The 25,037-nt window shown below is 48.6% G+C and carries 25 protein-coding genes and 1 tRNA gene; 25 read left to right on the top strand and 1 reads right to left on the bottom strand.

Features of this window, described 5'->3' with window-relative positions:
• Positions 1–74 precede the first annotated feature (74 nt).
• The 3 genes from HQN79_RS04400 to HQN79_RS04410 all read left to right on the top strand — a co-directional run bounded on the left by HQN79_RS04400 (position 75) and on the right by HQN79_RS04410 (position 3,517).
• Positions 75–695: an SPOR domain-containing protein gene (locus HQN79_RS04400; RefSeq protein ID WP_173284474.1), complete on the top strand. Its 621-nt coding sequence runs from the start codon at positions 75–77 to the stop codon at positions 693–695.
• Positions 696–721: 26 nt separating this feature from the next.
• Positions 722–2,242, top strand: a complete 1,521-nt coding sequence (purF, locus tag HQN79_RS04405) for an amidophosphoribosyltransferase (protein WP_173284475.1) — start codon at positions 722–724, stop codon at positions 2,240–2,242.
• An 87-nt stretch (positions 2,243–2,329) separates the two neighbouring features.
• Entirely contained in the window at positions 2,330–3,517 is a 1,188-nt protein-coding gene (locus HQN79_RS04410; protein WP_173284477.1) for an O-succinylhomoserine sulfhydrylase, read from the top strand.
• A 44-nt stretch (positions 3,518–3,561) separates the two neighbouring features.
• Here the strand turns inward: HQN79_RS04410 and yhbY are convergent, their stop codons facing one another.
• On the bottom strand, positions 3,562–3,885 hold the full coding sequence (yhbY, locus tag HQN79_RS04415) for a ribosome assembly RNA-binding protein YhbY (RefSeq protein WP_173284478.1): 324 nt from the start codon (positions 3,883–3,885) through the stop codon (positions 3,562–3,564).
• A 58-nt stretch (positions 3,886–3,943) separates the two neighbouring features.
• On the opposite strand from yhbY, the gene rlmE reads away from it, so the two are divergent.
• From rlmE to HQN79_RS04525, 22 genes are all read left to right on the top strand, one after another.
• A complete protein-coding gene (gene rlmE, locus HQN79_RS04420) occupies positions 3,944–4,564 on the top strand; it encodes a 23S rRNA (uridine(2552)-2'-O)-methyltransferase RlmE (RefSeq protein ID WP_173284480.1) in 621 nt (206 codons plus the stop codon).
• Positions 4,565–4,744: 180 nt separating this feature from the next.
• Complete coding sequence (gene ftsH / locus HQN79_RS04425; protein ID WP_173286949.1) at positions 4,745–6,709, top strand: ATP-dependent zinc metalloprotease FtsH; 1,965 nt, start codon at positions 4,745–4,747, stop codon at positions 6,707–6,709.
• Positions 6,710–6,810: 101 nt separating this feature from the next.
• A complete protein-coding gene (folP, locus tag HQN79_RS04430; RefSeq protein WP_173284481.1) occupies positions 6,811–7,647 on the top strand; it encodes a dihydropteroate synthase in 837 nt (278 codons plus the stop codon).
• 42 nt (positions 7,648–7,689) lie between these two features.
• Positions 7,690–9,021: a phosphoglucosamine mutase gene (glmM, locus tag HQN79_RS04435; RefSeq protein ID WP_173284483.1), complete on the top strand. Its 1,332-nt coding sequence runs from the start codon at positions 7,690–7,692 to the stop codon at positions 9,019–9,021.
• Between the two features lie 68 nt (positions 9,022–9,089).
• Positions 9,090–9,848 carry a triose-phosphate isomerase gene (tpiA, locus tag HQN79_RS04440; RefSeq protein WP_173284485.1) on the top strand — a complete coding sequence of 253 codons (759 nt, stop codon included), beginning with the start codon at positions 9,090–9,092 and terminating at the stop codon, positions 9,846–9,848.
• Complete coding sequence (gene secG, locus HQN79_RS04445; RefSeq protein ID WP_173284486.1) at positions 9,848–10,168, top strand: preprotein translocase subunit SecG; 321 nt, start codon at positions 9,848–9,850, stop codon at positions 10,166–10,168. The genes tpiA and secG overlap by 1 nt, the downstream gene beginning before the upstream one ends.
• Before the next feature lie 12 nt (positions 10,169–10,180).
• A tRNA-Leu gene (locus HQN79_RS04450) sits at positions 10,181–10,265 on the top strand.
• 66 nt (positions 10,266–10,331) lie between these two features.
• Entirely contained in the window at positions 10,332–10,688 is a 357-nt protein-coding gene (locus tag HQN79_RS04455; RefSeq protein WP_173272912.1) for an NADH-quinone oxidoreductase subunit A, read from the top strand.
• Complete coding sequence (locus HQN79_RS04460) at positions 10,679–11,155, top strand: NuoB/complex I 20 kDa subunit family protein (RefSeq protein WP_173284488.1); 477 nt, start codon at positions 10,679–10,681, stop codon at positions 11,153–11,155. Before HQN79_RS04455 ends, HQN79_RS04460 begins: the two co-directional genes overlap by 10 nt.
• An 18-nt stretch (positions 11,156–11,173) precedes the next feature.
• On the top strand, positions 11,174–11,848 hold the full coding sequence (locus HQN79_RS04465) for an NADH-quinone oxidoreductase subunit C (RefSeq protein ID WP_173284490.1): 675 nt from the start codon (positions 11,174–11,176) through the stop codon (positions 11,846–11,848).
• Between the two features lie 12 nt (positions 11,849–11,860).
• A complete protein-coding gene (locus HQN79_RS04470; protein WP_173284492.1) occupies positions 11,861–13,114 on the top strand; it encodes an NADH-quinone oxidoreductase subunit D in 1,254 nt (417 codons plus the stop codon).
• Positions 13,111–13,602: an NADH-quinone oxidoreductase subunit NuoE gene (nuoE, locus tag HQN79_RS04475; protein WP_238843425.1), complete on the top strand. Its 492-nt coding sequence runs from the start codon at positions 13,111–13,113 to the stop codon at positions 13,600–13,602. The genes HQN79_RS04470 and nuoE overlap by 4 nt, the downstream gene beginning before the upstream one ends.
• A 4-nt stretch (positions 13,603–13,606) precedes the next feature.
• Complete coding sequence (gene nuoF, locus HQN79_RS04480) at positions 13,607–14,887, top strand: NADH-quinone oxidoreductase subunit NuoF (RefSeq protein ID WP_173284494.1); 1,281 nt, start codon at positions 13,607–13,609, stop codon at positions 14,885–14,887.
• Positions 14,888–14,942: 55 nt separating this feature from the next.
• Positions 14,943–17,045 (top strand): NADH-quinone oxidoreductase subunit NuoG, encoded by a 2,103-nt coding sequence (nuoG, locus tag HQN79_RS04485; protein WP_173284496.1) that lies wholly within the window; start codon positions 14,943–14,945, stop codon positions 17,043–17,045.
• A gap of 5 nt (positions 17,046–17,050) precedes the next feature.
• The gene (nuoH, locus tag HQN79_RS04490; RefSeq protein WP_173284498.1) at positions 17,051–18,112 is read left to right on the top strand and encodes an NADH-quinone oxidoreductase subunit NuoH; all 1,062 of its coding nucleotides are present in this window, start codon (positions 17,051–17,053) and stop codon (positions 18,110–18,112) included.
• 11 nt (positions 18,113–18,123) lie between these two features.
• On the top strand, positions 18,124–18,615 hold the full coding sequence (gene nuoI, locus HQN79_RS04495) for an NADH-quinone oxidoreductase subunit NuoI (protein ID WP_173284500.1): 492 nt from the start codon (positions 18,124–18,126) through the stop codon (positions 18,613–18,615).
• 23 nt (positions 18,616–18,638) lie between these two features.
• Entirely contained in the window at positions 18,639–19,283 is a 645-nt protein-coding gene (locus tag HQN79_RS04500; protein ID WP_173284502.1) for an NADH-quinone oxidoreductase subunit J, read from the top strand.
• Positions 19,280–19,585 carry an NADH-quinone oxidoreductase subunit NuoK gene (gene nuoK / locus HQN79_RS04505; RefSeq protein ID WP_173284503.1) on the top strand — a complete coding sequence of 102 codons (306 nt, stop codon included), beginning with the start codon at positions 19,280–19,282 and terminating at the stop codon, positions 19,583–19,585. Before HQN79_RS04500 ends, nuoK begins: the two co-directional genes overlap by 4 nt.
• A gap of 6 nt (positions 19,586–19,591) precedes the next feature.
• Positions 19,592–21,565 carry an NADH-quinone oxidoreductase subunit L gene (gene nuoL / locus HQN79_RS04510; RefSeq protein WP_173284504.1) on the top strand — a complete coding sequence of 658 codons (1,974 nt, stop codon included), beginning with the start codon at positions 19,592–19,594 and terminating at the stop codon, positions 21,563–21,565.
• A 32-nt stretch (positions 21,566–21,597) separates the two neighbouring features.
• Positions 21,598–23,112, top strand: a complete 1,515-nt coding sequence (locus tag HQN79_RS04515) for an NADH-quinone oxidoreductase subunit M (protein ID WP_173284506.1) — start codon at positions 21,598–21,600, stop codon at positions 23,110–23,112.
• A gap of 22 nt (positions 23,113–23,134) precedes the next feature.
• Positions 23,135–24,571 carry an NADH-quinone oxidoreductase subunit NuoN gene (nuoN, locus tag HQN79_RS04520; RefSeq protein ID WP_173284508.1) on the top strand — a complete coding sequence of 479 codons (1,437 nt, stop codon included), beginning with the start codon at positions 23,135–23,137 and terminating at the stop codon, positions 24,569–24,571.
• A gap of 119 nt (positions 24,572–24,690) precedes the next feature.
• Positions 24,691–25,014 (top strand): DUF2818 family protein, encoded by a 324-nt coding sequence (locus tag HQN79_RS04525; protein WP_173284510.1) that lies wholly within the window; start codon positions 24,691–24,693, stop codon positions 25,012–25,014.
• The last annotated feature ends 23 nt before the right edge of the window (positions 25,015–25,037 follow it).

The following is a 25,037-nucleotide window of genomic DNA, read 5'->3' on the forward strand; positions in this document are numbered from 1 at the left end:
GCAGTTGCGGTTAATTCGCGTTAAGATTCATATAAACTTGCAGATTGAAGAACTTAAAACAGGAGCATATCTCGGTGACGGAAAACCTATCGGCAGATGAAGATGTTATTAAATATCGTCTTGTAGGCGCCCTAGTTTGGATTCTGCTGCTGTTGCTTTTTGTGCCTGGATGGTATGCCGATCCTGTTCCGCAAGGCGTGCAAAGCGTATCCTCTGATAAGGGCGCCGAGCCCATTGCTATTACCGCATATCATCTTCCTGAGGGCGTACAGCCGGATACCGTTAAACAAGAGATTTTAGTCGGGGCGCGTGAGCGTCACCTGCAAGAGATTCAGCAAAGAGAGCAGCGCTTGCAGGAATCCAAGGTGCAAACGCAGATGCAGCCAGTGGTTGAAAAGCGCTCTTCAGATGCGGCGTCGACAAACGTTGACAGGCAGTATATGGTGCGCCTGATCACCTTTTTTGAAATTGAAAAGGCCGATCAGTTTGTACAAGGTGCCAAAAAGCACGGATACAAGGTTGTGCTTAAGGAATTTAACGTATCAAAAAACGGAAAAAATCAGATTGTGTATCAAGCGCGTACAGAAAATTATAATTCTTTGGACAAAGCGCTAAAAGCTAAGCAGAATTTAGATAAAATATTCCACCTTCAGGGCTCGCGCATTATCGAAGTGACGCAAGAGTCCAAAAACTGAAATTCAATCTAAGAGAGAGTTCACACATGTGCGGTATTGTTGGCATTGTTTCGGTCGGTGAAAATTCGGTAAATCAGGAGATTTACGATGCACTGACCATCTTGCAACATCGAGGACAAGATGCAGCGGGGATTGTCACCTGCGAAAACGGGCGTTTTTATCAGCGCAAAGATAACGGTTTGGTTAAGGACGTTTTCCGTACCCGCCACATGCGTGACCTGATCGGAACCATGGGGATCGGCCATGTGCGTTATCCGACCGCCGGTTCTTCATCCAGTGCCGAGGCTCAGCCTTTTTATGTTAACTCTCCTTACGGGATTGTAATGGGGCATAACGGTAACCTGACCAACGCGGAACAGGTTGCCCAAGAGATCTACCGTCAGGATCTGCGTCACCTCAACACCAACTCCGATTCGGAAGTGCTGTTGAATGTTTTTGCGCATGAGTTGATGCAAGACCGCAAAATGGAAATTTCCGAAGAGGATATTTTTGAAGCGATCGCCAAAGTTCATAAACGCGTCCGTGGTGGTTATGCCGCAGTCGGAATGATTTCGACCATCGGTATTTTTGCTTTCCGCGATCCGTACGGTCTACGTCCTTGTGTCGTAGGGCAGCGTCAGACGGCATACGGCACCGATTACATGATTGCTTCGGAGTCTGTTGCGCTGGACGGTTTGGGCTTTAAACTGCTGAAGGATCTGGCACCGGGTGAAGCTGTCGTGATCACCGATAAAGGTGAAATCAGCTTTAAACAGTGTGCAGAAAACCCGGTTTATTCACCGTGTATTTTCGAGTTTGTTTATTTTGCCCGCCCGGATTCAATGATTGACGATATTTCCGTGTATAAGTCACGTTTGCGTATGGGTGAGAAGCTGGCGGAAAAGATTCTGCGCGAATGGCCTGATCACGATATTGACGTGGTTATGCCGATTCCGGATACCAGTCGTACTTCGGCGATTGAATTGGCCAATAAGCTCGGCACGCCATACCGCGAAGGCTTTATCAAAAACCGTTACATCGGTCGTACTTTCATTATGCCGGGTCAGCACCTGCGTAAAAAATCGGTTCGCCAGAAACTGAATGCGATCGGTTTGGAATTCGAAGGTAAAAACGTTCTGTTGATTGACGACTCAATTGTACGCGGAACCACTTCTGGCCAGATTGTGCAGATGGCACGCGAAGCCGGTGCGAAAAAAGTGTATTTCGCTTCGGCAGCACCAGCGGTGCGTTATCCGTATGTTTACGGTATTGATATGCCATCTCCAGCGGAATTGGTCGCCAGTAATCACACAACCGAAGAAGTGGCTGAGATTATCGGCTGCGACAAATTGATCTATCAGGATCTGGATGATCTTGTTGAGGCGGTCAGTGCCGGTTCGGAGCGCGTGAATCAGTTTGATACTTCGTGTTTCAGCGGGGTTTATGCGACCGGAGATATTACGCCTGAATATCTGGCCTCTTTGGATCAGGCGCGTAATGACGATGCGCAGAATGCCAATAAGCAAAAATCCGGTCAGGAAACGGTTGGTATCCACAACCGAAGCTAAGTTGATTTGATTCGCTAGCGATTTTATTGATCTAGGCCGCCTTTGGTTGTAAACCATTGGCGGCTTTTAAGTCAAAAAGAGATGACGATGTTTAACGAATTTGATGATTATGACATTCAAACCTTAGCCGTTCGTGCAGGGTATGAACAGACTCCCGAACAGGAAAATTCCGAGGCGATTTTTCCGACGTCCAGCTTTCGCTACGAATCGGCAGCCCAGGCGGCGGCGCGTTTCAGTGGCGAAGAGCAAGGAAATGTGTATTCCCGCTTTACCAATCCGACAGTGCGCAGCTTCGAAAACCGTCTGGCTGCGATGGAAGGGGCTGAGGCGTGTGTTGGAACCGCTTCCGGAATGTCGGCGATCCTTTCGACTTTTATGGCCTTGTGTCAGGCCGGTGACCATATCGTTTCTTCGCAAAGCGTTTTCGGTACGACCAAAGTTCTGTTCAGTAAATATCTGATGAAATTCGGTGTCGAAATCACGTTTGTTTCGCAAACGGATGTTTCCGAGTGGCGTGCGGCAATTAAAGAAAATACCAAAGCCTTGTTCTTAGAAACTCCGTCTAACCCTTTGACAGAAGTGGCAAATCTGGAAGAACTCAGTAAGCTGGCTAAAGAGAACGACTGTTTACTGGTTGTTGATAACTGCTTCTGTACGCCGATTCTGCAGCGTCCGTTGGAGCAGGGTGCGGATATTGTTATCCACTCGGCGACCAAGTTCTTGGATGGTCAGGGACGGGCCGTAGGCGGAGCGGTTTTGGGTAATGCTCAGCTTGTCGGTGAAGAGGTGCGAGGCTTTCTGCGTACCTGTGGTCCGAGCATGAGTCCTTTTAACGCTTGGATTTTCTTGAAAGGCTTGGAAACTTTACCGATCAGAATGCGGGCGCACTGCGAGAATGCATTGGCTCTGGCGACCTGGCTGGGGAACCACCCGAAGGTCGAGCAGGTGTTCTATCCGGGACTGACTTCGCATCCGCAGTATGAGCTGGCGCAAAAGCAGCAGTCTGCCGGCGGCGGTTTGGTTTCGTTCCGGGTTAAAGGCGGTAAAGAACAGGCGTGGACCGTGATCGATAATACAAGAATGCTTTCGATTACAGCCAATTTGGGCGATGTGAAGACCATTATTACTCATCCGGCGACTACAACGCACGGGCGAGTTTCTCAGGAAGACAGAGATAAAGCCGGTATCACCGATAATCTGTTGCGGGTTTCCGTAGGGCTGGAATCTGTTGAGGATATCAAGAAAGATCTGGCGCGAGGCCTGGACTTGATTTAAGCAACGGCCCTGAATTCTCAGGGCTGATGGATAATCTGAATAATTTATTTACGCGGCAGGGGCAGTTCGGTTTCTTCGTTTGGTCGGAAAATAACGCAAGTTTTACCGATGGTCTGGACATGTAATGCTCCGGTTTGCTGCAGAATGTGCTCGACAATGCTTTTGCGATCTTCGCGTTCACCATAGGAAATTTTGATTTTCAGCAATTCGTGGTGTGAAAGAGTACTATCCAGCTCAGCCATCAGGCTATCGGTCAAGCCGTTACTGCCGATAATTAACATCGGTTTGATGTTGTGCGCGATACTGCGAAGAAATTTCAACTGATTAGGGCTTAACGCAGTAATTTTGTTTTTTTGGGTTTGTGCCATTGAATTATCCAAATTGATTCTTATTTTTAATAAATGGCTATTGTAGTAGAAATCGAATATGGCGAGAAGTAAATCCAGTGCAGGCTGGCTAAAAGAACATTTTGACGATCACTATGTCAATAAAGCGAAACAGGAAGGCTGGCGTTCCCGTGCGGTCTATAAACTGCAGGAAATCGACGACAAGGACAAACTCTTCAAGCCCGGAATGTGTGTGGTGGATCTCGGCGCGGCCCCCGGCGGCTGGTCGCAGTGGACAACGCATAAGATCGGCAAAAACGGAGAAGTTTTTGCTCTGGATATTCTGCCGGTTGAGCCTTTTGCCGGTGTAACCTTTATTCAGGGGGATTTCCGGGATGATGAGGTCTATGACAGTCTGCTGCAATCGCTCGATGGCCGTGAAGTTGATGTAGTCATGTCGGATATGGCCCCGAATATGAGCGGTAACAAGGGCGTGGATATTCCACGTGCGATGTATTTGGTCGAACTTTGTGTCGAGTTGGCTGATCAGGTTTTGAAAAAAGACGGTGACCTGTTGATGAAAGTCTTTCAGGGTGAAGGTTATAACGAATTAATGCAGGATTTGCGCAGTAAGTACAGCAAGGTGATTACCCGTAAACCGCAGGCATCGCGTGCGCGCAGCAAAGAGATCTATCTTTTGGCCAGAGGCAAAAAGTCGTAAAGGGTCTCGGTGTAATGTTGATTGGGATACTTAATTACAATAATTAACTATATCAATTGGCGATAAGTTTTTTTTATATAAAATTGTGTTACAGTGGCTTTTGATCGCTAATTGTGTTCCAATTTTACAAATATATAGAACTCGAAATATTACAAGGTTCACTAAATGAAGAATAACGATATGTTAAAAAACATCATGATCTGGGTGGTTGTCGCCACGATCCTGATGACTGTTTTTAACCATTTCAGTACCCAAGGGCAAGGGGCGTCGAGCCGCATTGATTACTCTGATTTCATCGATCAGGTTCATCAGGGGCAGGTCAGTCAGGTTGTGATTGAAGGGCAGACGATTCGTGGTGTTTACGGTAACGGTAACAGTTTTACTACCTATAATCCGGGCGACCCTGGCTTGATGGGTGACCTGCTGGATAACCGTGTGAAAATCACTGCCAAACCGCCTGAGCAACAGAGCGTGTTGATGCAGATTTTCATTTCCTGGTTCCCTATGCTGCTGTTGATTGCAGTGTGGATTTTCTTTATGCGTTCTATGGGCGGCGGTGTCGGCGGCAAAGGCGGGCCTATGTCCTTCGGTAAGTCCAAAGCGCGCATGATGACCGAAGATCAGAATAAAGTAACGTTGGACGATGTTGCCGGTGCCGATGAAGCCAAACAGGAAGTAGGTGAAATTGTCGATTTCTTGAGAGATCCGAGTAAATACCAGAATCTGGGTGGAAGCATTCCGCGCGGTGTATTGATGGTCGGACCTCCGGGTACCGGTAAAACCTTGCTGGCTAAAGCGATTGCCGGTGAAGCGAAAGTTCCGTTTTTCACCATTTCGGGTTCCGATTTCGTTGAAATGTTTGTCGGTGTCGGTGCTTCCCGTGTTCGTGATATGTTCGAACAGGCAAAAGCACATGCGCCTTGTATTATCTTTATCGATGAGATTGATGCTGTGGGCCGTAGCCGTGGTGCCGGTATGGGCGGCGGTAACGATGAGCGCGAACAGACATTGAACCAAATGCTGGTTGAGATGGATGGTTTCGAAGGTAATGAAGGCATTATCGTAATTGCTGCGACTAACCGCGCCGACGTGCTTGATCCGGCACTGCTGCGTCCGGGCCGTTTTGACCGCCAGGTAACGGTTGGTCTCCCGGATATTCGCGGCCGCGAACAGATTCTTAAAGTGCATATGCGCAAGGTGCCGCTGGCCGAAGATGTTAACCCATCTTATATTGCCCGCGGTACTCCAGGATTTTCTGGGGCGGATCTGGCTAACCTGGTCAACGAAGCGGCGCTGTTCGCTGCACGTGAAAATGCCAAGTTGGTCACACAGAAGCATTTTGAGAAAGCCAAAGACAAGATTCTGATGGGCGTCGAACGCAAGTCGATGGTGATGAGCGAAGACGAGCGTCGTATGACGGCCTATCATGAGTCTGGTCATGCGATCGTCGGTTATCTGGTGCCTGAGCATGACCCTGTATACAAAGTCAGTATCATGCCAAGAGGTCGTGCATTGGGTGTGACCATGTATCTGCCTGAAGAAGACAGCTACAGTTATTCCAAGCGTAAACTGGAGTCGCAGTTGTCGAGTCTTTACGGCGGGCGTCTTGCCGAAGAGATTGTCTATGGCGAAGATGCGGTGACAACCGGTGCCAGTAACGATATCGAGCGTGCTACGGCAATTGCCCGTAACATGGTGACCAAATGGGGCTTGTCCGATAATCTCGGTCCGCTTTTGTACGAAGAAGAAGATAAAGGCGGTTTTATGGGAACTTCCCGTAACGCCAATGTTTCCGGAGAGGTTTCACAGAAGATTGACGAAGAGATTCGCAATATTATCGATCGTAACTATGACCGAGCCCGTCAGATGTTGATCGATAACCGTGAAAAATTGGAGATTATGACCGATTGTCTGATGAAGTATGAAACGATTGACAAGGAGCAGGTTGACCGGATTATGCGTGGCGAAGATCCGGGCGCACCGCGTGACTGGGTTGAGGACGATACGCCTCCGCCATCATCTCCCGAGCCGAAAACTTCTCTTGAAGAAGCTTCGGAAAACAAACCGGACGATTCAAATCTGATCAGTAAGGATATTTCTGATGAGAATGAACCAAAAGATTCCGGTGAGCCTAAATTGCATTAAGCTGACAGGTCTGTAAAAGAACCCCGCTACGCGGGGTTTTTTATTGCCATTGATAAATGGATTGATTAAGGTAGGCGCACAATAAATGGAAGAGATTGTTTATGAAATTTGATCTTCAGAGCTGGTTGGGTTCGGTGTATGAGCAGAAAGGGCATGCAGCCGTAATGGGAATTCTCAATGTGACGCCGGATTCGTTTTCGGACGGCGGGCAGTTTAATGAAATGGAGCGTTTCAAACAGCAGTTGGACAAGATGTTACAGGATGGGGTCGATATTCTGGATATCGGCGGTGAATCGACTCGACCGGGATCTGATCCTGTTTCGCTTCAGGAAGAGCTGGATCGGGTTTTACCGGCTATTGAGTGGGTTCGGGAGTGCACTGATATGCCGATATCGATAGATACCTATCATACTGAAGTGATGCAGCAGTCTCTGCGCGCCGGGGCAGACCTGATTAATGATATCAATGCTCTTCGCTCTGAGGGTGCTGTCGATGTCGTTGTCGATTACGAGGTTCCGGTTTGTATTATGCATATGCAAGGTATTCCCAAAACCATGCAACAGGCACCTGTTTATAGCGATGTTGTGGCTGAAGTAAAGGATTTTCTTAAGCAGCGGATTGCCGTTTGTGAGCAGGCGGGGATTGATAAGGGCTCGATTCTCATCGATCTCGGATTTGGCTTTGGCAAGACTTTTGAGGATAATGTAACGCTTTTTAAAAATATGCACGCCTTTGCTGATTTGGGGTGCGAGATGCTGGTTGGTGTGTCGCGAAAGCGGATGATAGCGGAAATTGTCGGCAGCGAGAAAATCGACGATAGAATCACGGCCAGTGTTACTGCGGCAGCTTTGGCGGCGCAAAAAGGGGCCAAAGTGGTTCGCGTCCATGACGTAAAAGAGACGGTTCAGGCGTTGCAGACGTTACGACATCTGGGCTAGGTTACGGGCAAAATACAGGATATTTAAAAGCGGGATAAAAAAATGGCGAAGTCTTCAGTATTTGGAACCGACGGTATTCGTGGAACCGTCGGTCAGGGAATGATTAACCCGGATAAGGTGTTGCAATTGGGTTGGGCGGCTGGAACGGTTCTGGCGAAGAACGGCGGAACTTCGGTGATGATCGGTAAGGATACACGCATCTCGGGCTATATGTTTGAGTCGGCGTTGGAAGCTGGGTTGATTGCGGCGGGGATTGACGTCTATCTGGTCGGTCCTATGCCTACGCCGGCAGTTGCTTATCTGACGCAGACGTTCAGTTGCGATATGGGGATTGTCATTAGTGCTTCGCATAACCCGCATTGTGATAACGGCATTAAGTTCTTTACCGGAGAAGGCAAGAAAATTTCCGACCAGATGGAGAAGGAAATCGAATCTCTGCTGGAATCTTCCGTCAGTGTGGTGGCTTCCGCGGATATGGGTAAAGCCTTCCGCGTCGATGACGCTCCTGGTCGTTATATCGAGTTCTGCAAAGGAACCTATCGAGCTAAAAAGAACCTTAAGGGGCTTCGTCTGGTATTGGATTGTGCCAATGGGGCTACGTATCACATTGCTCCGAATGTATTTCGTGAATTGGGTGCGGAAGTCTTTACTATTGGTACCGAACCGAATGGTATGAATATCAATCATGAGTGCGGCGCGACCGATACCAAGGCGTTGGCGCATGCGGTGGAAAATCATCGTGCCGATCTGGGGATCGCGTTTGATGGCGATGGAGACCGTGTCATGATGATCGATGCTAAAGGTCGCGAGATTGATGGCGACATTATTTTATATATCCTGGCGACCATGACCGGCAAGCCGGTACCGGGTGTTGTCGGTACGGTGATGAGCAATCTTGGCTTTGAGCAGACATTGAAGGCTAAGGGTATTGAGTTCGCACGTACCGCGGTCGGTGATCGAAATGTTATGGAAGCGTTAGTTGATAAGGGTTGGTTTTACGGCTCGGAACCTTCCGGGCACGTGCTTTGTCTGAATAAGATCGGTACCGGTGACGGTATTGTGGCAGCGCTTCAAGTGCTTGCAGCGTTAATCTCTCAGCAGCGTTCTCTGGATCAGGTGCGTGACGAAGTACAGGTTTATCCGCAGGTTTTACGTAATGTCACTATTGCGAAGCGTTCCAAGGTTGAGGATAATGCCGCGCTGCAATCAGCCGTGGACGCAGCCGAACTTGAACTTGACGGGAAAGGGCGGATTCTGATCAGAGCGTCCGGCACCGAACCGAAGATCCGGGTTATGGTTGAAGGCGAGGACGCCAAGTTGGTAGAAAGAATTGCTCTTGAGCTTGAACAGGTTGTAAAAGCAGAATTTTCATAAAAATGCAATATTGTTTTTGAGGAAAGAAAACGCTAATATTGTCGAACTTTTGTGTTGGAGATTAGTAGATGAGAAAGCCGTTTGTTGCAGGTAACTGGAAAATGCACGGTTCAAAGGCCTCTATCGAGAGTCTGGTTGATGGACTGAACGCCCAGGCAGGACAGATCGAAAACGTTGATATGGCAGTATGCCCTCCAGCTATTTACATCGATTTTGTACAGAGTTCACTGACTGGCGGAAAGATTGCTGTTGGTGCTCAAAATATTGCTGAGGAACCGGTTCAAGGTGCTTTTACTGGTGAGACCTCTGTCGAGATGATTAAAGATCTGGGCTGTGCTTACGTTATTCTGGGGCATTCCGAGCGTCGAGCTATCTACGGTGAAACGGATGCTCAGGTAGCCAGCAAGGTAAAAGTCGCTTTGGATGCGGGTGTTACTCCGATTCTGTGTGTCGGTGAAACGCTTGAAGAGCGCGAGTCCGGTGTGATGGAAAAAGTCATTGCAACGCAAATCGATGCCGTCGTTGATGTTGTCGGTATTGAGGCTTTTGAGAAAATCGTTATCGCCTATGAGCCTGTTTGGGCAATTGGTACCGGTAAAACGGCTTCTCCTGAGCAAGCACAAGAAGTTCATGCTTTTATTCGCGGCAAGTTGGCAGGTTTGAATGCTGTTGTCGCGGATAAGGTAATTATTCAATATGGTGGAAGCGTTAAACCTGATAACGCCGCTGAACTGTTCGCGCAAGCGGATATCGACGGCGGGCTGATCGGTGGCGCTTCCCTGAATGCCGATGATTTCATGGCAATCTGTAAAGCTGCGAGTGCCTAATGTTTAGTATTGTTCTAACCATACATATTATTATTGCCTTTTTATTGATTGTGCTGGTATTGATGCAGCACGGTAAAGGGGCGGACGCGGGAGCGAACTTCGGTGGTAGTTCTTCGCAAACGTTATTTGGTAGTGGCGGTTCGGCGACATTCTTGTCGCGCCTGACCGCGATTATGGCGACCCTATTCTTTATTACCTCTCTGACTCTGGCTTATATCGCCAGTCAGCAGGCAAAAGGATATCAAAGTGTTGTTGATGACTCGGCTGTAAAGGTTGAAGAGTCTGTTCAGCAGCCAGAAGAACCAGTCGTACCAAATTAATAAAGAATACATGCCGATGTGGTGAAATTGGTAGACACGCCATCTTGAGGGGGTGGTGACGCAAGTCGTGCCGGTTCGAGTCCGGCCATCGGCACCATATTTAACAACTGCCGCACTTGTTGCGGCAGTACTATGTATAAAGACTAGATGAGGTTGCAAACCAATGCTAGAAAATTATCTTCCCGTCCTGGTATTTATTGTCCTGGGCATTCTGTTTGGCGTCGGGCCGATTTTAGTAGGTTATCTATTGGGGCCGCAAAAGCCTGATGCCGAGAAGAACTCTCCATACGAGTGTGGTTTCGAAGCTTTTGAAGATGCCCGTATGAAGTTCGACGTTCGTTTCTATTTAGTCGCGATCCTGTTCATTATTTTCGATTTGGAAATCGCGTTTCTATTCCCATGGGCGATTGTATTGGAAGAGGTGGGAACCTTTGGTTTACTTGCGATGGCGGCTTTCCTGTCATTGCTGGTTATCGGCTTTATCTATGAATGGAAAAAAGGAGCGCTGGAATGGGAGTAGAAGGCGTTTTAAAAGAAGGTGTTGTTACCACCTCTGCGGATAAATTGATTAACTGGGCTAGAACCGGTTCTCTATGGCCAATGACTTTCGGGCTTGCCTGTTGTGCGGTTGAAATGATGCATGCCGGTGCGTCGCGTTACGATCTTGACCGTTTCGGGATTATCTTCCGTCCGTCGCCACGTCAGTCCGATGTCATGATCGTAGCCGGTACTCTGGTTAACAAAATGGCACCGGCATTGCGTAAAGTTTACGACCAGATGGCCGAGCCGCGTTGGGTTATCTCAATGGGTTCATGTGCCAACGGTGGTGGTTATTACCACTATTCGTACTCGGTAGTTCGCGGTTGTGACCGTATCGTACCGGTCGATGTCTATGTGCCGGGCTGTCCGCCGACGGCTGAAGCACTGTTGTACGGAATTGTTCAGTTGCAGAACAAGATTAAACGTACCAATACCATCGCCCGATAAGCATAAATGGACCGAAGAATGAAACAGTCAGTACTTGATTTACAAACCCGCGTTAATGATGTCTTAGGCGATATGTTGGCTTCCTCTACGGTTGCACTGGATGAACTGACTATCGAATTGCCAGCGGATAAAGCGTTTGCGGGTCTGAAAAAGTGTCGTGATGAGCTGGGATTCGAGCAGCTGATCGATCTGTGCGGAGTGGATTACCTTGATTACGGTAAAGCGAACTGGGAAACCATGAAGGCTCCGAATAGTGGTTTCAGCCGCGGCGTATTCGATTTCGCCGAAGATGAGACCGAAGAAGAACATCTGCAGATGGAACGTCGCTTTGCCGCGGTCTACCACTTGTTGTCCATTCAGAACAACGTCCGTCTGCGCGTAAAGGTTTTTGCACCGGATACGCAGTTACCGGTTGTCGATAGTGTGATCGATATCTGGAGTGTGGCTAACTGGTTCGAACGTGAAGCGTTTGATCTGTACGGCATTCTGTTTAAAGGCCACCCTGATCTGCGCCGAATCCTGACAGATTACGGTTTTGTCGGCCACCCGCTTAGAAAAGATTTCCCTCTAACCGGGCATGTTGAAATGCGTTATGACGCAGAAAAGGCGCGTGTCGTCTATGAGCCGGTTTCGATTGAAAACCGTGTAAATGTGCCGCGTGTAATCCGTCATAAGACACCAGCGAAAGCTTAATAGGAAGCTGTTATGCCTGAAATTCGTAACTATACTCTTAACTTTGGCCCTCAACACCCGTCCGCGCACGGGGTTTTGCGTTTGGTATTGGAATTGGACGGGGAAACCGTCGTCCGTTCCGATCCGCATATCGGTCTTCTGCACCGCGGTACCGAAAAACTGGCCGAGTTCAAACCTTACAACCAGTCGATCGGTTATATGGACCGTCTTGACTATGTTTCCATGATGGCCAACGAACACGGCTATGTCATGGCGATTGAAAAGATGCTGGGTGTTGAAGTACCTGAGCGTGCGCAGTATATCCGTGTCATGTTCGATGAAATCACCCGTGTCCTGAACCACTTGATGTGGCTTGGTGCGCACGCTCTGGATATCGGTGCCATGACGGTATTCCTTTATGCCTTCCGTGAACGTGAAGACCTAATGGACTGCTATGAAGCTGTTTCCGGTGCCCGTATGCATGCCACTTACTATCGTCCGGGCGGTGTTTACCGTGATCTTCCGGATACGATGGCAAAATACACTGAATCAAAATGGCGCAAAGGCAAAGAGTTGGATCGCCTGAATGAAACGCGTGAAGGCTCATTGCTGGATTTCATTGAAGCCTTTACCGAACGTTTCCCTGGGTACGTAGATGAATATGAAACGCTGTTGACTGATAACCGTATCTGGAAACAGCGTACCGTTGATATCGGTATTGTTTCTCCTGAGCGTGCACTTCAGCTTGGCTTTACCGGTCCGATGCTGCGTGGTTCCGGGATTGCCTGGGATCTGCGTAAAAAGCAGCCGTACGAAGTCTACGACAAAATGGAATTCGATATTCCGGTCGGCAAAACCGGTGACTGCTACGACCGCTATCTGGTACGTGTGGCAGAAATGCGCGAATCGAACAAGATCATCAAACAGTGTGTGAAATGGCTGAAAGAAAATGATGGTCCGGTCATGAGTTCCGACCATAAGGTTGCACCTCCGGCCCGAGAGGACGCCAAGTCGAACATGGAAGCTCTGATTCACCACTTTAAACTGTTTACCGAAGGTTACAGCATTCCTGCTTCGGAAGCTTATGCTGCTGTCGAACACCCGAAAGGGGAGTTCGGTATCTATCTGGTGTCTGACGGCGCCAACAAACCATACCGTATGAAAGTCCGTGCACCGGGCTTCCCGCATCTGGCCTCGCTGGATGAAATGGTTAAGGGGCATATGATTGCTGATGTGGTATCGATTATCGGTACCCAAGATATTGTATTTGGAGAAATCGATCGATGAGTACCAAGACATCAATGATTCAAGGGGATGTTAAAAAACGCATTGATACTTGGATTGCCAATTATCCGGAAGATCAGCGCCAGTCTGCAACTATGCCGGCGTTGCGTATCGTGCAGGAAGCCAACGGTGGTCATCTGACGACCGAGTTGATGGATGAAATCGCCGAGTACCTTGGTGTTGCGCCGATCGCCGTTTATGAAGTGGCGACTTTCTATGGAAACTACAACCATCAGCCGGTTGGTAAACATCAGATTAACTGGTGTAACTCGATCTCATGCTACCTGCGTGGTGGTGAAGAGTTGCGTGCCAAGCTGGAACAGAAACTAGGCGTTAAGCCGGGCGAAGTGACTGCCGACGGTAAATTTTCGATCAAGAAGGTTGAATGTCTTGGTGCTTGCGGTGGCGCTCCAATGTGTAAGATCGGCAAGACATACCATGAGAATCTGGACGAAGAGTCTCTGTTTAAAATTTTAGACGAGTTGGAGTAAGCCGATGGTTCATCAAAATGAAAACTGTTTTCGTCTTAACCACTTAGAGCGCTCATATGACATCGATGTGTATATGGCAAACGGTGGTTATGAAGTGTGGAAGAAGGTTCTGTCAGGTGAACTTGAGCCAGCTGAAATCATCGAAGAAGTCAAAGCTTCTAATATCCGTGGACGCGGTGGTGCCGGTTTCCCTACCGGTTTGAAGTGGAGCTTCATGAACCGTACTGCACCTGGTCAGAAATACATCGTCTGTAATTCGGACGAGGGTGAGCCTGGAACCTTTAAAGACCGTGATATTCACCGTTATAACCCGCATGCGCTGGTTGAAGGGATGATGATTGCCGGTTATGTCATCGGTGCATCACAGGGTTACAACTATATCCGCGGTGAATTCTGGGAACCGTATCAGGTTTTCAAAAAAGCGATTGAACAGGCGCGCGAAGCGGGTCTGCTAGGCAAGAATATTTTGGATTCGGGTTGGGATTTCGACCTGCACGTTCACTTGGGTGCCGGTGCCTATATCTGTGGTGAAGAAACCGCATTGCTCGAATCGATCGAAGGTAAAAAAGGTCAGCCGCGCTTTAAGCCGCCTTTCCCGGCGAGCTACGGCCTATATGGCAAGCCGACGACTATTAATAACACTGAAACCTTGGCGTCCATCCCAATGATCTTGGCGAAGGGCGGCAAGTGGTTCAATGACCTAGGCGTTAAGAACGCCGGTGGAACCAAACTGTACTCGGTATCCGGACATGTTAACAATCCGGGTAATTTCGAGGTACGCATGGGTACGCCATTCAAAGATCTTCTTGATCTTGCTGGTGGCGTATGGAACGACCGCAAGCTGAAGTGTGTTATCCCGGGTGGGGCTTCAACGGCACTGATCCCGGCGGAAAAAGCGTTGGAAATGAATATGGATTACGATTCGATCGCCAACGCCGGTTCATTCCTTGGTGCGGGATCGATGATCGTGATGGATGAAACCACCGATATCGTTAAGGTTTGTCAGAACCTATCGCACTTCTACTGGGATGAATCCTGCGGTCAATGTACCCCATGCCGTGAAGGTACAGGTTGGTTGATGCGTGTTCTGAACCGCATCATCGAAGGGAAGGGACGTCCAGAAGACATTGCAGCCCTTAAAGATGTTTCAGGCAAAATCATGGGTAACGTTATCTGTGGTCTAGGGGATGCGGCAACCATCGCATTGGCCTCGGCTGTGGATCTCTACGAACATGAATTTATGCACTATATTGAGCACGGTTGCAGCATTTACGACCGTGTATAAGCGGTCTGAGTTGTTTTGGGCTACGCCAACCAAATCAAATTTAGGTTAAAGAACTATGGTAAAAGTTGAAATAAACGGACAAGTTATCGAGGCCAGAGAAGGCGACATGCTGATTGATGTCGCTGATAACGCTGAAATTCCGATTCCCCGTTTTTGTTACCACAAAAAGCTTTCTATTGCGGCAAACTGCCGTATGTGTCTTGTGGACGTTGAAGGTGCCTGGAAACCACTTCCGGCTTGTGCTACTCCGGTAACCGATGGAATGGTTGTGCGCACAAATTCGCCTAAGGCGATTGCGGCACAGAAATCGGTCATGGAATTTTTGCTCATCAACCACCCGCTGGATTGTCCTATTTGTGACCAGGGTGGTGAGTGTGAGCTTCAAGATGTGGCGATGGACTACGGTGAAGATGTTTCCCGTTACGCCGAAGCCAAGCGTGTGGTTGGCGACAAGAACGCCGGCCCGCTAATCAGCACTGATATGACCCGTTGTATCCACTGTACACGTTGTGTGCGTTTCGGTCAGGAAGTGGCCGGGATGATGGAATTGGGTGCAACCGGACGTTCAGAATGGATGGAAATCGGTACCTATGTCGAGAAATCAATCGATTCGGAAATGTCGGGGAATATGATTGACCTGTGTCCGGTCGGTGCTCTGACGTCCAAACCGTTCCGTTACAAGACCCGTACCTGGGAACTGAAAGCGCATAAGGCCGTTGCTGGTCACGATTCAATCGGTTCCAACATTCAGGTACACACCAAAGACAGTAAAGTGATGCGCGTTGTCCCAAGCGAGAATGAAGCGATCAATGAAGTATGGCTGTCTGACCGCGATCGTTTCGCTTATGAAGGAATGATCAGTGACGAACGTCTGACTCAGCCGATGATCAAAGTCAACGGCAAGTGGCAGGCGACTGACTGGGAAAGCGCATTGGAGTTTGCAGTCGAAGGGCTGAAAAACGTTGCCGACGCTTCTCAGGAGGTCGGTGTTCTGGCGTCAGCCAATTCAACTCTTGAAGAGTTGCATTTGCTGCAGAAACTGGCGCGCGGTATGGGTGTTGAAAATATTGATTTCCGTACCCGTCAGGTGGATTTCTCTGCCGATGCGCACGATTTCCATACGCCGTCACTGGAGATGCCGATTGCCGAGGTTGAACAGCTAAATGCGGTTGCCGTGGTGGGGTCTTACTTGCGTAAAGAGTTGCCTCTTCTGAACCTTCGTGTACGTAAAGCGACCTTGAATGGCGCTAACGTTATCGCGGTCAATCCGCAGGCTTACAAGTTTAATTATGACTTGAACGACATCAGCGATGATGCCGGGATGGTCGCTAATTTGGCGGGAATGGCCAAAGCGGCTGCGGAGATTAAAGGTGACTCGGATGCCTTCTTGGCGGACGTTACCGCCAGCGATGTGCAAAAAGCAGCGGCTCAAAGCCTAATTGACGGGAACAAATCTGCGGTTATGGTTGGACAGATTGCTCAGAACCATCCGGATTATGCGTTGATCTGTAAACTGGCCGCGAGTCTGGCGAAAAACACAGATTCTTCATTGAATATTCTGCCGATGCAGGCGAATGAAGTGGGTGCTTATCTGGTTAACTTCTTGCCGATGAAAGGCAAAAATGCCGCACAGATGGCACAGGGAATGGATGCATTCCTGACACTGAATGTTGAGCCGGAAGACTTTTCTGATTCTACTCAGGCGTCGCAGGCGATGGCTAAGGCTAAATTTGTTGTCAGCATGAGCTTATTCGATTCTGAAGCACAGCGTGACTATGCGGATGTCCTGCTACCGATCGCTTCCTATGCGGAAACGGCCGGTACTTTCGTTAACCTTAACGGCCTGAAACAGTCTTTCAAAATGGCTGCCGAACCTGTAGGTGATGCCAAAGCGGCATGGAAAGTATTGCGCGTCATGGGCAATATGCTGAACCTGAGTGGTTTTGACTACACCCATAGCAATGAAGTCCTGCGCGAAGTGTTGGATAACAGCGGTTCAAGCGTTGCATTCTCCAAACTGGATGCGTCTATGACGACAGTAAATAATGACGGCAAAGTGAAACTGGTATCTCCGTATCAGATGGATGCTTTGGTTCGTAGAGCGCCATCTCTGCAGAAAACGCCGGATGCTAATGTAGAAACGATGGTGAGAGGATAAGATTGATGTTTGATGCGATCCAAGCTTTTTTATCTGGCTTCTTATACGAGTGGTTAGCCATCACCATTACTCTGGTACTGCAAGCGGTAGCGGTTATTCTGCCGATTATGCTGGTAGTGGCCTGGTTGACTTACGCCGAGCGGAAGGTCATCGGTTATATGCAGGTACGTATGGGGCCGAACCGTGTCGGTCCGATCGGTCTGCTGCAGCCGATTGCCGATGCTTTGAAATTGATGACCAAAGAGGTCATTTTCCCGGCTCAGTCGAATAAGTACCTGTTTATCCTCGCGCCGATCCTGGCGATTGCTCCGGCAGTTGCCGCTTATGCGGTTATTCCGTTCAGTGACGGTGTCGTTGTTACCGATATTAACGCCGGTGTGCTGTACGTTCTGGCGGTTTCGTCGATTCTTGTTTACGGTACGGTTGTAGCGGGTTGGGCGTCTAACTCGAAATACGCTTTCTTGGGTGCCTTGCGTGGTTCTGCACAGAAGATTTCTTATGAAATCGCGATGGGCTTCGCTTTGGTTACCGTTTTGATGATTGCCGGTACCATGAACCTGACCGAGATTGTTAACAATCAGCAAGGCGGAATTCTTAACTGGTACCTGTTGCCTCTATTGCCGATGTTCTTTGTCTATTTCATCTCCGGACTGGCTGAAACCAACCGTACGCCTTTCGATGTTATCGAAGGGGAAGCGGAAATCGTTGCCGGTTTCCACGTTGATTATTCCGGTATGACGTTCGGTGTCTTCATGCTGGCGGAATACGCCATGATGATCCTGATCTCCTTTATGGCGTCGATTATGTTCCTTGGCGGCTGGTTGTCACCGTTTGAAGGTATTCCGCTTCTGGAAACACTATTCTCTTGGGTTCCGCAGCTGGCTTGGCTGTCGATCAAGGTAGCACTTCTGCTGTTTGTATTCTTGTGGCTACGTGCAACTTTCCCTCGTTACCGTTATGACCAATTGATGCGTCTGGGTTGGAAAGTGCTGATTCCATTAACCATTGTCTGGGTATTCGTAGTTGGCGCTATGAAGTACTTTGATTTTGGTCCATGGTTTAACTAATAGAGGGTGACATGGGTAAATTTCTAAAACATCAAATTAAGACCTGGGGTCTTACTGAGTTATTCAAAGGTTTATCAGTTACCGGTAAGTACTTGTTTAAAAAGAAGATTACGGTCCGTTATCCGGAAGAGAAAACACCGTTGTCTCCGCGTTTCCGTGGACACCACGCTTTGCGTCGCTACGAAAACGGCGAAGAGCGTTGTATCGCTTGTAAATTGTGCGAAGCGGTCTGCCCTGCGAATGCAATTACTATCGAATCGGAAGAGCGCGAAGACGGTACCCGCCGTACCACTCAGTATGACATTGATATGTTTAAGTGCATCTATTGCGGTTTCTGTGAAGAAGCTTGCCCGGTAGATGCGATTGTTGAAACCCGTGTGTTTGAGTATGAGTTCCATGAACGTGGTCCGCATATCCGTACCAAGGAAGATCTCCTTGCCTTCGGTGATCAACACGAAGCGCAGATTGCCGCCGACCGTGCAGCAGATGCGAAATATCGTTAATTCGAGAGTACTGAGTTATTGCTATGAGCTTTGAACAATTTATTTTTTATGTGCTAGCAGCGATCGCCATTATCTCCGGATTAATGATGATTACTGTTAAGAACCCGGTTAAGGCAGCGTTATGGCTGGTCTTGGCCTTTATCTCCACCGCTGGTCTATGGATAATGGCGCAGGCTGAATTCCTTGGTCTGGTACTGATTCTGGTGTATGTCGGTGCGGTTATGGTGCTGTTCCTGTTTGTGGTCATGATGCTGGATATCAATATGGCCATTCTTAAGGAAGGCTTTACCCGCTATCTGCCAATCGGAGCGCTGGCCGCTATTGCGATTTTCGCTTTGATGTATATGGTCGTCGGTCCTGAGCATTTTGGTCTGGATAAGGTTGCAGCTCCAGCGGCCAAGCCGGCGGATTACAGCAATACCACCGAGATTGCGATTCCTCTGTACACAGAGCATGCTTACGCCTTTATTTTGGCGGCGGTGCTGCTTCTGGTCGGGATTGTTGCGGCAATCGCCCTGACACTGCGTCGACGTCCTAGCGGTACCGTGCTTTATCAGAATATCGAAAAGCAGAACCGTACCGAGAAATCCGAGCGTTTGGAAATGGTCAAAATGGATGCAGTGGTTGAACAACCGGTTGCAGACGACAAGGAGGAAGAGAAAAAATGATTGCGCTTTCTGACTATCTTTTATTCGGCGCAGTGCTGTTTATGATCAGCATGGCCGGTATCTTCCTTAACCGTAAAAACGTGATTGTACTTTTGATGTCGATCGAACTGCTTCTTTTGGCGGTCAATACCAATCTGGTTGCATTCTCACACTATCTGAATGATGTAACCGGACAGATTTTCGTCTTCTTCATTCTGACGGTTGCTGCTGCTGAAGCGGCGATCGGTCTGGCGATTATCGTTCTGGTATTCCGTAACCGTAAGAGCATCAACGTTGATGACTTGGATTCACTTAAGGGGTAAGGCTGAATGTTACATGAAATTTTAACAGTCATTCTGCTGGCACCTTTAGTGGGTGCCATGATTGCCGGTCTGTTTGGCCGTCAAGTAGGCCGTGCAGGAGCGCATTACTCGACTATTGCGGGTGTTGCGATCTCTGCGGTCTTGTCGTTCTATGTTTTCTGGTTGTATGTTTTCCAGGGCGCTGCAGAATATAATGCGGCGCTCTATACCTGGATGGTGTCTGACGGAATTAATTTCCAGATCGGTTTCATGATCGACAAATTGTCGGCAACCATGATGCTGGTAGTCACTTTCGTTTCCTTGATGGTTCATATCTATACCATCGGTTATATGGATCACGATGAAGACTATTCGCATGACAACCCTTATTATCAGCGTTTCTTCTCATATATCTCGCTGTTCACCTTCTCGATGTTGTCGCTGGTTATGGCGAACAACTTCCTGCAGCTGTTCTTCGGCTGGGAAGCGGTCGGTCTGGTTTCTTACCTGCTGATCGGTTTCTACATGAAGCGTGAATCTGCGATTCAGGCAAACCTGAAAGCATTCCTGGTCAACCGTGTCGGTGACTTCGGTTTCATTCTGGGTATTGCGGTTGTATTTGTCTACTTCGGTACGATGGACTACAAAGAGTTCTTCGCTCAGCTGACAACTCAGAAAGACGTGATGATTGAAATCATTCCGGGTGTCGAGTGGTCGATGATCACCGTGATGTTGATTCTGCTGTTTATCGGTGCGATGGGTAAATCAGCGCAGATGCCTCTGCATGTGTGGCTGCCTGAATCGATGGAAGGCCCGACACCTATTTCGGCACTGATCCACGCGGCAACCATGGTAACCGCCGGTATCTTTATGGTGGCGCGTCTGTCTCCAGCTTATGAGTTGTCTGAAGTTGCTCTGTCAGTGGTCCTGATTACCGGTGCGCTAACCGCTTTCTTGATGGGGCTTCTTGGTCTGATCCAGAACGATATCAAGCGTGTAGTCGCCTACTCGACACTTTCTCAGTTGGGTTACATGACGGCAGCGCTTGGTGCTTCCGCTTATGCGGCCGGTATGTTCCATGTACTGACGCACGCTTTCTTTAAAGCGTTGCTGTTCCTGGCGGCGGGTTCCGTGATTATCGCAATGCACCACATCCAGGATATCCGTCAGATGGGTGGGCTGAAAAAGTATATGCCAATTACTTACTGGTCGATGCTGATCGGTTCTCTGGCCTTGATCGGTTTCCCAGGTTTCTCTGGTTTCTTCTCGAAAGACTCAATCTTGCTGAGCTTGCAGGCTACTGATCGCTTCGGTGCTGATTTCGCCTTTATCCTGTTGATGATGGGTGTTTTCGTGACCGCTTTCTACAGCTTCCGTATGTTCTTTATCGTTTTCCATGGCGAAGAGTCTGAATACGTTAAGACGCATAAGATCAAAGAGTCTCCTTTGGTGGTAACGATTCCTCTGATTCTGTTGGCTATTCCGGCGGTATTAATGGGGCTGCCGATGATCGAGCCGATGTTGAACGGTTCTTACTTCGCTGAAGCGATTGTGATCAAGCCTGAAAACGACACCATGATGTGGGTGTACAACAACTACTTCCACGGTGCCTTGGATATGATCATCCACTCATTCGTGACTCTGCCGGTTATTCTGGCGCTGTCCGGTGTGGCTTTGGCGTGGTTCATGTATATCAAGCAGCCTAATATTCCGGGCAAGTTGAAGCAGATGTGTCCTCGCGGTCACTATGTATTGGAAAACGCTTACGGTTTCGATCGTTTGAATGAAATCGTCTTCGTTAACGGTACCCGCAAACTGGGTCAGTTCTTCACTCGATGGGTTGATGTCAAACTGATTGATACCGGAATGGTTACCAATACCTTTATGGCGATTGCGCACTCTGCCAACGGTCTGCGTCGTACCCAAACAGGTTATATGTATCACTATGCGTTCGTAATGATTTTCGGACTGCTGGGGATGCTGATCTGGGTATTGTGGTAATTGAAGAATAATAAGAAAAGGGACTCGAGTTCATGCTAACAAGCTATCCTATTTTGAGCACACTGATCTGGCTGCCGATTATCGGTGGTCTATTAGTGCTGTTTGCCGGCCGTAACAACGATACGGTCGCTAAATGGCTGTCACTTATTGTGGCTGGCCTGACTTTTATTCTGTCAATTCCTCTGTGGGCGAATTTCAACTACGGTACGGCTGAGATGCAGTTCGTAGAGCAGATTCCATGGATCCCGATGTTCAATGTCCAGTACTACCTGGGGGTTGATGGTCTGTCTATGCCACTGGTGCTGCTGACAACCTTCACTCAGGTTCTGGTCATTGCTTCGGCATGGGAGTGCATCAAAGAACGTATCGAACAGTATATGGGTGCCTTCCTGATTATGGGCGGGATTATGGTCGGTGTCTTCACGGCACTGGATTCAATTCTGTTCTATGTGTTCTGGGAAGCGCTGCTGATTCCGATGTTTATCGTAATCGGTAAGTGGGGTGGTCCACGTCGTGTGTACGCGACCATGAAGTTCTTCCTGTATACCTTCTTCGGTTCGGTATTCATGCTGGTTTCATTCCTGTATATGTACTGGCAGAGCGGCAGCTTCTCGATTTTGGATTTCCACGAACTTCCTCTGGGAATGACGGCGCAGATTCTGATCTTCCTGGCATTCCTGATTGCATTCGCGGTAAAAATTCCGATGTTCCCGGTTCATACCTGGCTTCCGGATGCGCACGTTGAAGCACCGACGGCCGGTTCTGTCGTACTGGCGGCGATCATGCTGAAAATGGGTGGTTACGGTTTCGTCCGTTTCTCATTGCCGATTACACCGGATGCTTCCATGCAACTGGATTGGCTGGTTATCGCGCTGTCACTGATCGCGATCGTTTATATCGGTATTGTCGCTCTGGTGCAGTCGGATATGAAAAAGCTGGTTGCTTACTCTTCGATCTCGCACATGGGGTTTGTTACCCTGGGGATGTTCCTGGTGTACGACATCGTTGCCAGCCACGGCACTATGGAAGGTGCGCAGTTGGGTATGGAAGGTGCGATGGTACAGATGATCTCGCACGGTTTCATCTCCGGTGCGATGTTCCTGGCGATCGGTGTATTGTATGACCGTATGCACACACGTGAAATTTCCGCTTACTCCGGTGTCGTCAATAAGATGCCATGGTTCGTGATGTTTGCGGTGCTGTTCGCAATGGCTAACGTCGGTCTGCCTGGTACTTCCGGTTTCGTCGGTGAGTTCATGGTTATTCTGAGCTCGTTTAAAGCGAACGTCTGGTACGGTACGCTGGCGGCGTTGACTCTGATTATCGGTGCGGCTTATACCCTTTGGATGGTCAAACGCGTCTTCTTCGGCCCTGTTACCAATGAAAATGTGGAAGGGCTGCAGGATCTGAACAAACGCGAGTTTGCGATTATGGCGACGCTTGCAATTGCTGTTGTCGCTCTGGGTGTATTCCCTGCGCCTTTGATGGAAGTGATGCACACTTCTGTCGAGAACTTACTGGTGCAAGCCACCACAACAAAACTATAACTATGGTAGGTGAAAGATTAGTATGAATTTTGTCATTCCATCCTTTGCGCCTGCAATCCCGGAAATTACGCTGCTGATACTGGCGTCATTGATTCTGGTTGCAGACACTTTCTGGTCTAAACGTTTTCAGAACGCTACCTACTATGCGACTCAGGCAAGCTTGCTGGTGGCCGGCTATTTGGTATTGTCCAGCTTTTCGGTAGAACAGGTATTTACCTTTAACGACAGTTTTGTCCGCGACAGTTTTGCCGATGTACTTAAGCTGTTCACAGTAGCGATTTCGCTGGGTATTTTCCTGTTTGCCCGCGAATATCTGGCTCAGCACCGTTTCATGAGCGGCGAGTTCTTCGTATTGGGTCTGTTCGGTGTTCTGGGGATGTTTGTCATGATTTCGGCAAACAACTTCATCACCATGTATCTGGGTCTTGAGATCATGTCTCTGGCGATGTATGCCATGATTGCGCTGCGCAAATACGACGGTGTTGCCGTTGAAGCGGGTATGAAGTATTTCGTACTGGGTGCCTTGGCTACCGGTATGCTTCTGTACGGTTTCTCGATGATCTACGGTGCCACCGGCACCATTACTTTCCCTGAAATGAAAGCGGTGATCGCTTCAGGTAAAGCGGATGGAATCGTTCTGGCATTCGGTGTCGTATTCGTTGTGATCGGTCTGGCGTTCAAAATGGGGGCCGTGCCTTTCCATATGTGGATGCCGGATGTTTATCACGGGTCTCCAACAGCGGTCACCCTATATCTGGGGACGGCGCCTAAACTGGCCGGTTTCGCCATGGTTTATCGTCTGCTTTACGAAGCGATGCCTGGTTTGGTCGGAGACTGGCAGCAGTTGATCATTATTATTTCGATTCTGTCGATGGTGATCGGTTCTATTGTGGCGATCGCACAGGACAACTTGAAGCGTATGCTGGCGTATTCCGGTATCGGTCATGTCGGTTTCCTGTTGCTGGGTGTTATTGCCGCCACTGATGACGGTTTCTCGGCTGCGATGTTCTTCATCATCGTGTATGCGATTACCGGTGTCGCCGGTTTCGGGATGATTACGGCATTGTCGCGTACAGGCTTCGAGTTTGACCGTGTATCCGATTTCAAAGGTCTGAATGCCAAGAACCCTTGGCTGGCGTTGATGATGCTGATCGTGATGTTCTCGATGGCGGGTATTCCTCCGTTTGTCGGCTTCTGGGCGAAGATCGTGGTAATTGAAGAAGTTGTTAAGGCTGGCTTTACTTGGATTGCGGTGATTGCGGTGATTACGGCGGTTATCTCGGCGTTCTACTACCTGCGCGTCGTTAAGTCGATGTATTTCGATAAGTCCGAAATTCAAGGTCCGGTGGAGATCATCAGCCCGGCATTACACTGGGGCGTAAGCTTCGTTGCAATCCTGCTGTTGGCTCTGGGTCTGTTGCCAGGTTCGCTAATCGACCTTTGCTACTTAAGCATATAGTCACCATTTTTCCGGTTTGAGAAGTCTCTCGGGCTGGAAAACTGTGTATTATAGAAGCCCGTTTCAGCGGGCTTTTATTGTATTTGAAAGCCATAAGATTTGATTTAAAGAGGCTATTTATGGAAACCAATCAGGCTGTTTGGTTATTGCTGGTAACCGCAATGGTATTGGCCAATATTCCTTTTATTCTGGGCAACCGTCTGTTTTTACTGATAAAGGTACCGCATAAGTCGATTGTGGTGAATATGATCGAATGGTTTACCTATTTCTGTATAACCGGTTTATTTGCCTATCTTCTGGAAAAGAAGAGTATGGGACATGTCGCACCACAGGAGTGGGAGTTCTATACGGTAGTTCTGTTTATGTTTATGATTTTCGCCTTCCCCGGCTTTATCTATCGCTACAACCTTAAGAATTTCCTTAAGAAGAGTGGTAGTGCATAAACCCTGATTCAACATCGTCGACG

Source organism: Thiomicrorhabdus xiamenensis (assembly GCF_013282625.1).
GTDB classification, from domain to species: Bacteria; Pseudomonadota; Gammaproteobacteria; order Thiomicrospirales; family Thiomicrospiraceae; genus Thiomicrorhabdus; species Thiomicrorhabdus xiamenensis.

Coding starts and splice junctions, on each gene's coding strand:
- purF (WP_173284475.1), top strand. CDS start 722: ATGTGCGGTATTGTTGGCATTGTTTCGGTCGGTGAAAATTCGGTAAAT.
- HQN79_RS04410 (WP_173284477.1), top strand. CDS start 2,330: ATGTTTAACGAATTTGATGATTATGACATTCAAACCTTAGCCGTTCGT.
- yhbY (WP_173284478.1), bottom strand. CDS start 3,885: ATGGCACAAACCCAAAAAAACAAAATTACTGCGTTAAGCCCTAATCAG.
- rlmE (WP_173284480.1), top strand. CDS start 3,944: ATGGCGAGAAGTAAATCCAGTGCAGGCTGGCTAAAAGAACATTTTGAC.
- ftsH (WP_173286949.1), top strand. CDS start 4,745: ATGTTAAAAAACATCATGATCTGGGTGGTTGTCGCCACGATCCTGATG.
- folP (WP_173284481.1), top strand. CDS start 6,811: ATGAAATTTGATCTTCAGAGCTGGTTGGGTTCGGTGTATGAGCAGAAA.
- glmM (WP_173284483.1), top strand. CDS start 7,690: ATGGCGAAGTCTTCAGTATTTGGAACCGACGGTATTCGTGGAACCGTC.
- tpiA (WP_173284485.1), top strand. CDS start 9,090: ATGAGAAAGCCGTTTGTTGCAGGTAACTGGAAAATGCACGGTTCAAAG.
- secG (WP_173284486.1), top strand. CDS start 9,848: ATGTTTAGTATTGTTCTAACCATACATATTATTATTGCCTTTTTATTG.
- HQN79_RS04455 (WP_173272912.1), top strand. CDS start 10,332: ATGCTAGAAAATTATCTTCCCGTCCTGGTATTTATTGTCCTGGGCATT.
- HQN79_RS04460 (WP_173284488.1), top strand. CDS start 10,679: ATGGGAGTAGAAGGCGTTTTAAAAGAAGGTGTTGTTACCACCTCTGCG.
- HQN79_RS04465 (WP_173284490.1), top strand. CDS start 11,174: ATGAAACAGTCAGTACTTGATTTACAAACCCGCGTTAATGATGTCTTA.
- HQN79_RS04470 (WP_173284492.1), top strand. CDS start 11,861: ATGCCTGAAATTCGTAACTATACTCTTAACTTTGGCCCTCAACACCCG.
- nuoE (WP_238843425.1), top strand. CDS start 13,111: ATGAGTACCAAGACATCAATGATTCAAGGGGATGTTAAAAAACGCATT.
- nuoF (WP_173284494.1), top strand. CDS start 13,607: ATGGTTCATCAAAATGAAAACTGTTTTCGTCTTAACCACTTAGAGCGC.
- nuoG (WP_173284496.1), top strand. CDS start 14,943: ATGGTAAAAGTTGAAATAAACGGACAAGTTATCGAGGCCAGAGAAGGC.
- nuoH (WP_173284498.1), top strand. CDS start 17,051: ATGTTTGATGCGATCCAAGCTTTTTTATCTGGCTTCTTATACGAGTGG.
- nuoI (WP_173284500.1), top strand. CDS start 18,124: ATGGGTAAATTTCTAAAACATCAAATTAAGACCTGGGGTCTTACTGAG.
- HQN79_RS04500 (WP_173284502.1), top strand. CDS start 18,639: ATGAGCTTTGAACAATTTATTTTTTATGTGCTAGCAGCGATCGCCATT.
- nuoK (WP_173284503.1), top strand. CDS start 19,280: ATGATTGCGCTTTCTGACTATCTTTTATTCGGCGCAGTGCTGTTTATG.
- nuoL (WP_173284504.1), top strand. CDS start 19,592: ATGTTACATGAAATTTTAACAGTCATTCTGCTGGCACCTTTAGTGGGT.
- HQN79_RS04515 (WP_173284506.1), top strand. CDS start 21,598: ATGCTAACAAGCTATCCTATTTTGAGCACACTGATCTGGCTGCCGATT.
- nuoN (WP_173284508.1), top strand. CDS start 23,135: ATGAATTTTGTCATTCCATCCTTTGCGCCTGCAATCCCGGAAATTACG.
- HQN79_RS04525 (WP_173284510.1), top strand. CDS start 24,691: ATGGAAACCAATCAGGCTGTTTGGTTATTGCTGGTAACCGCAATGGTA.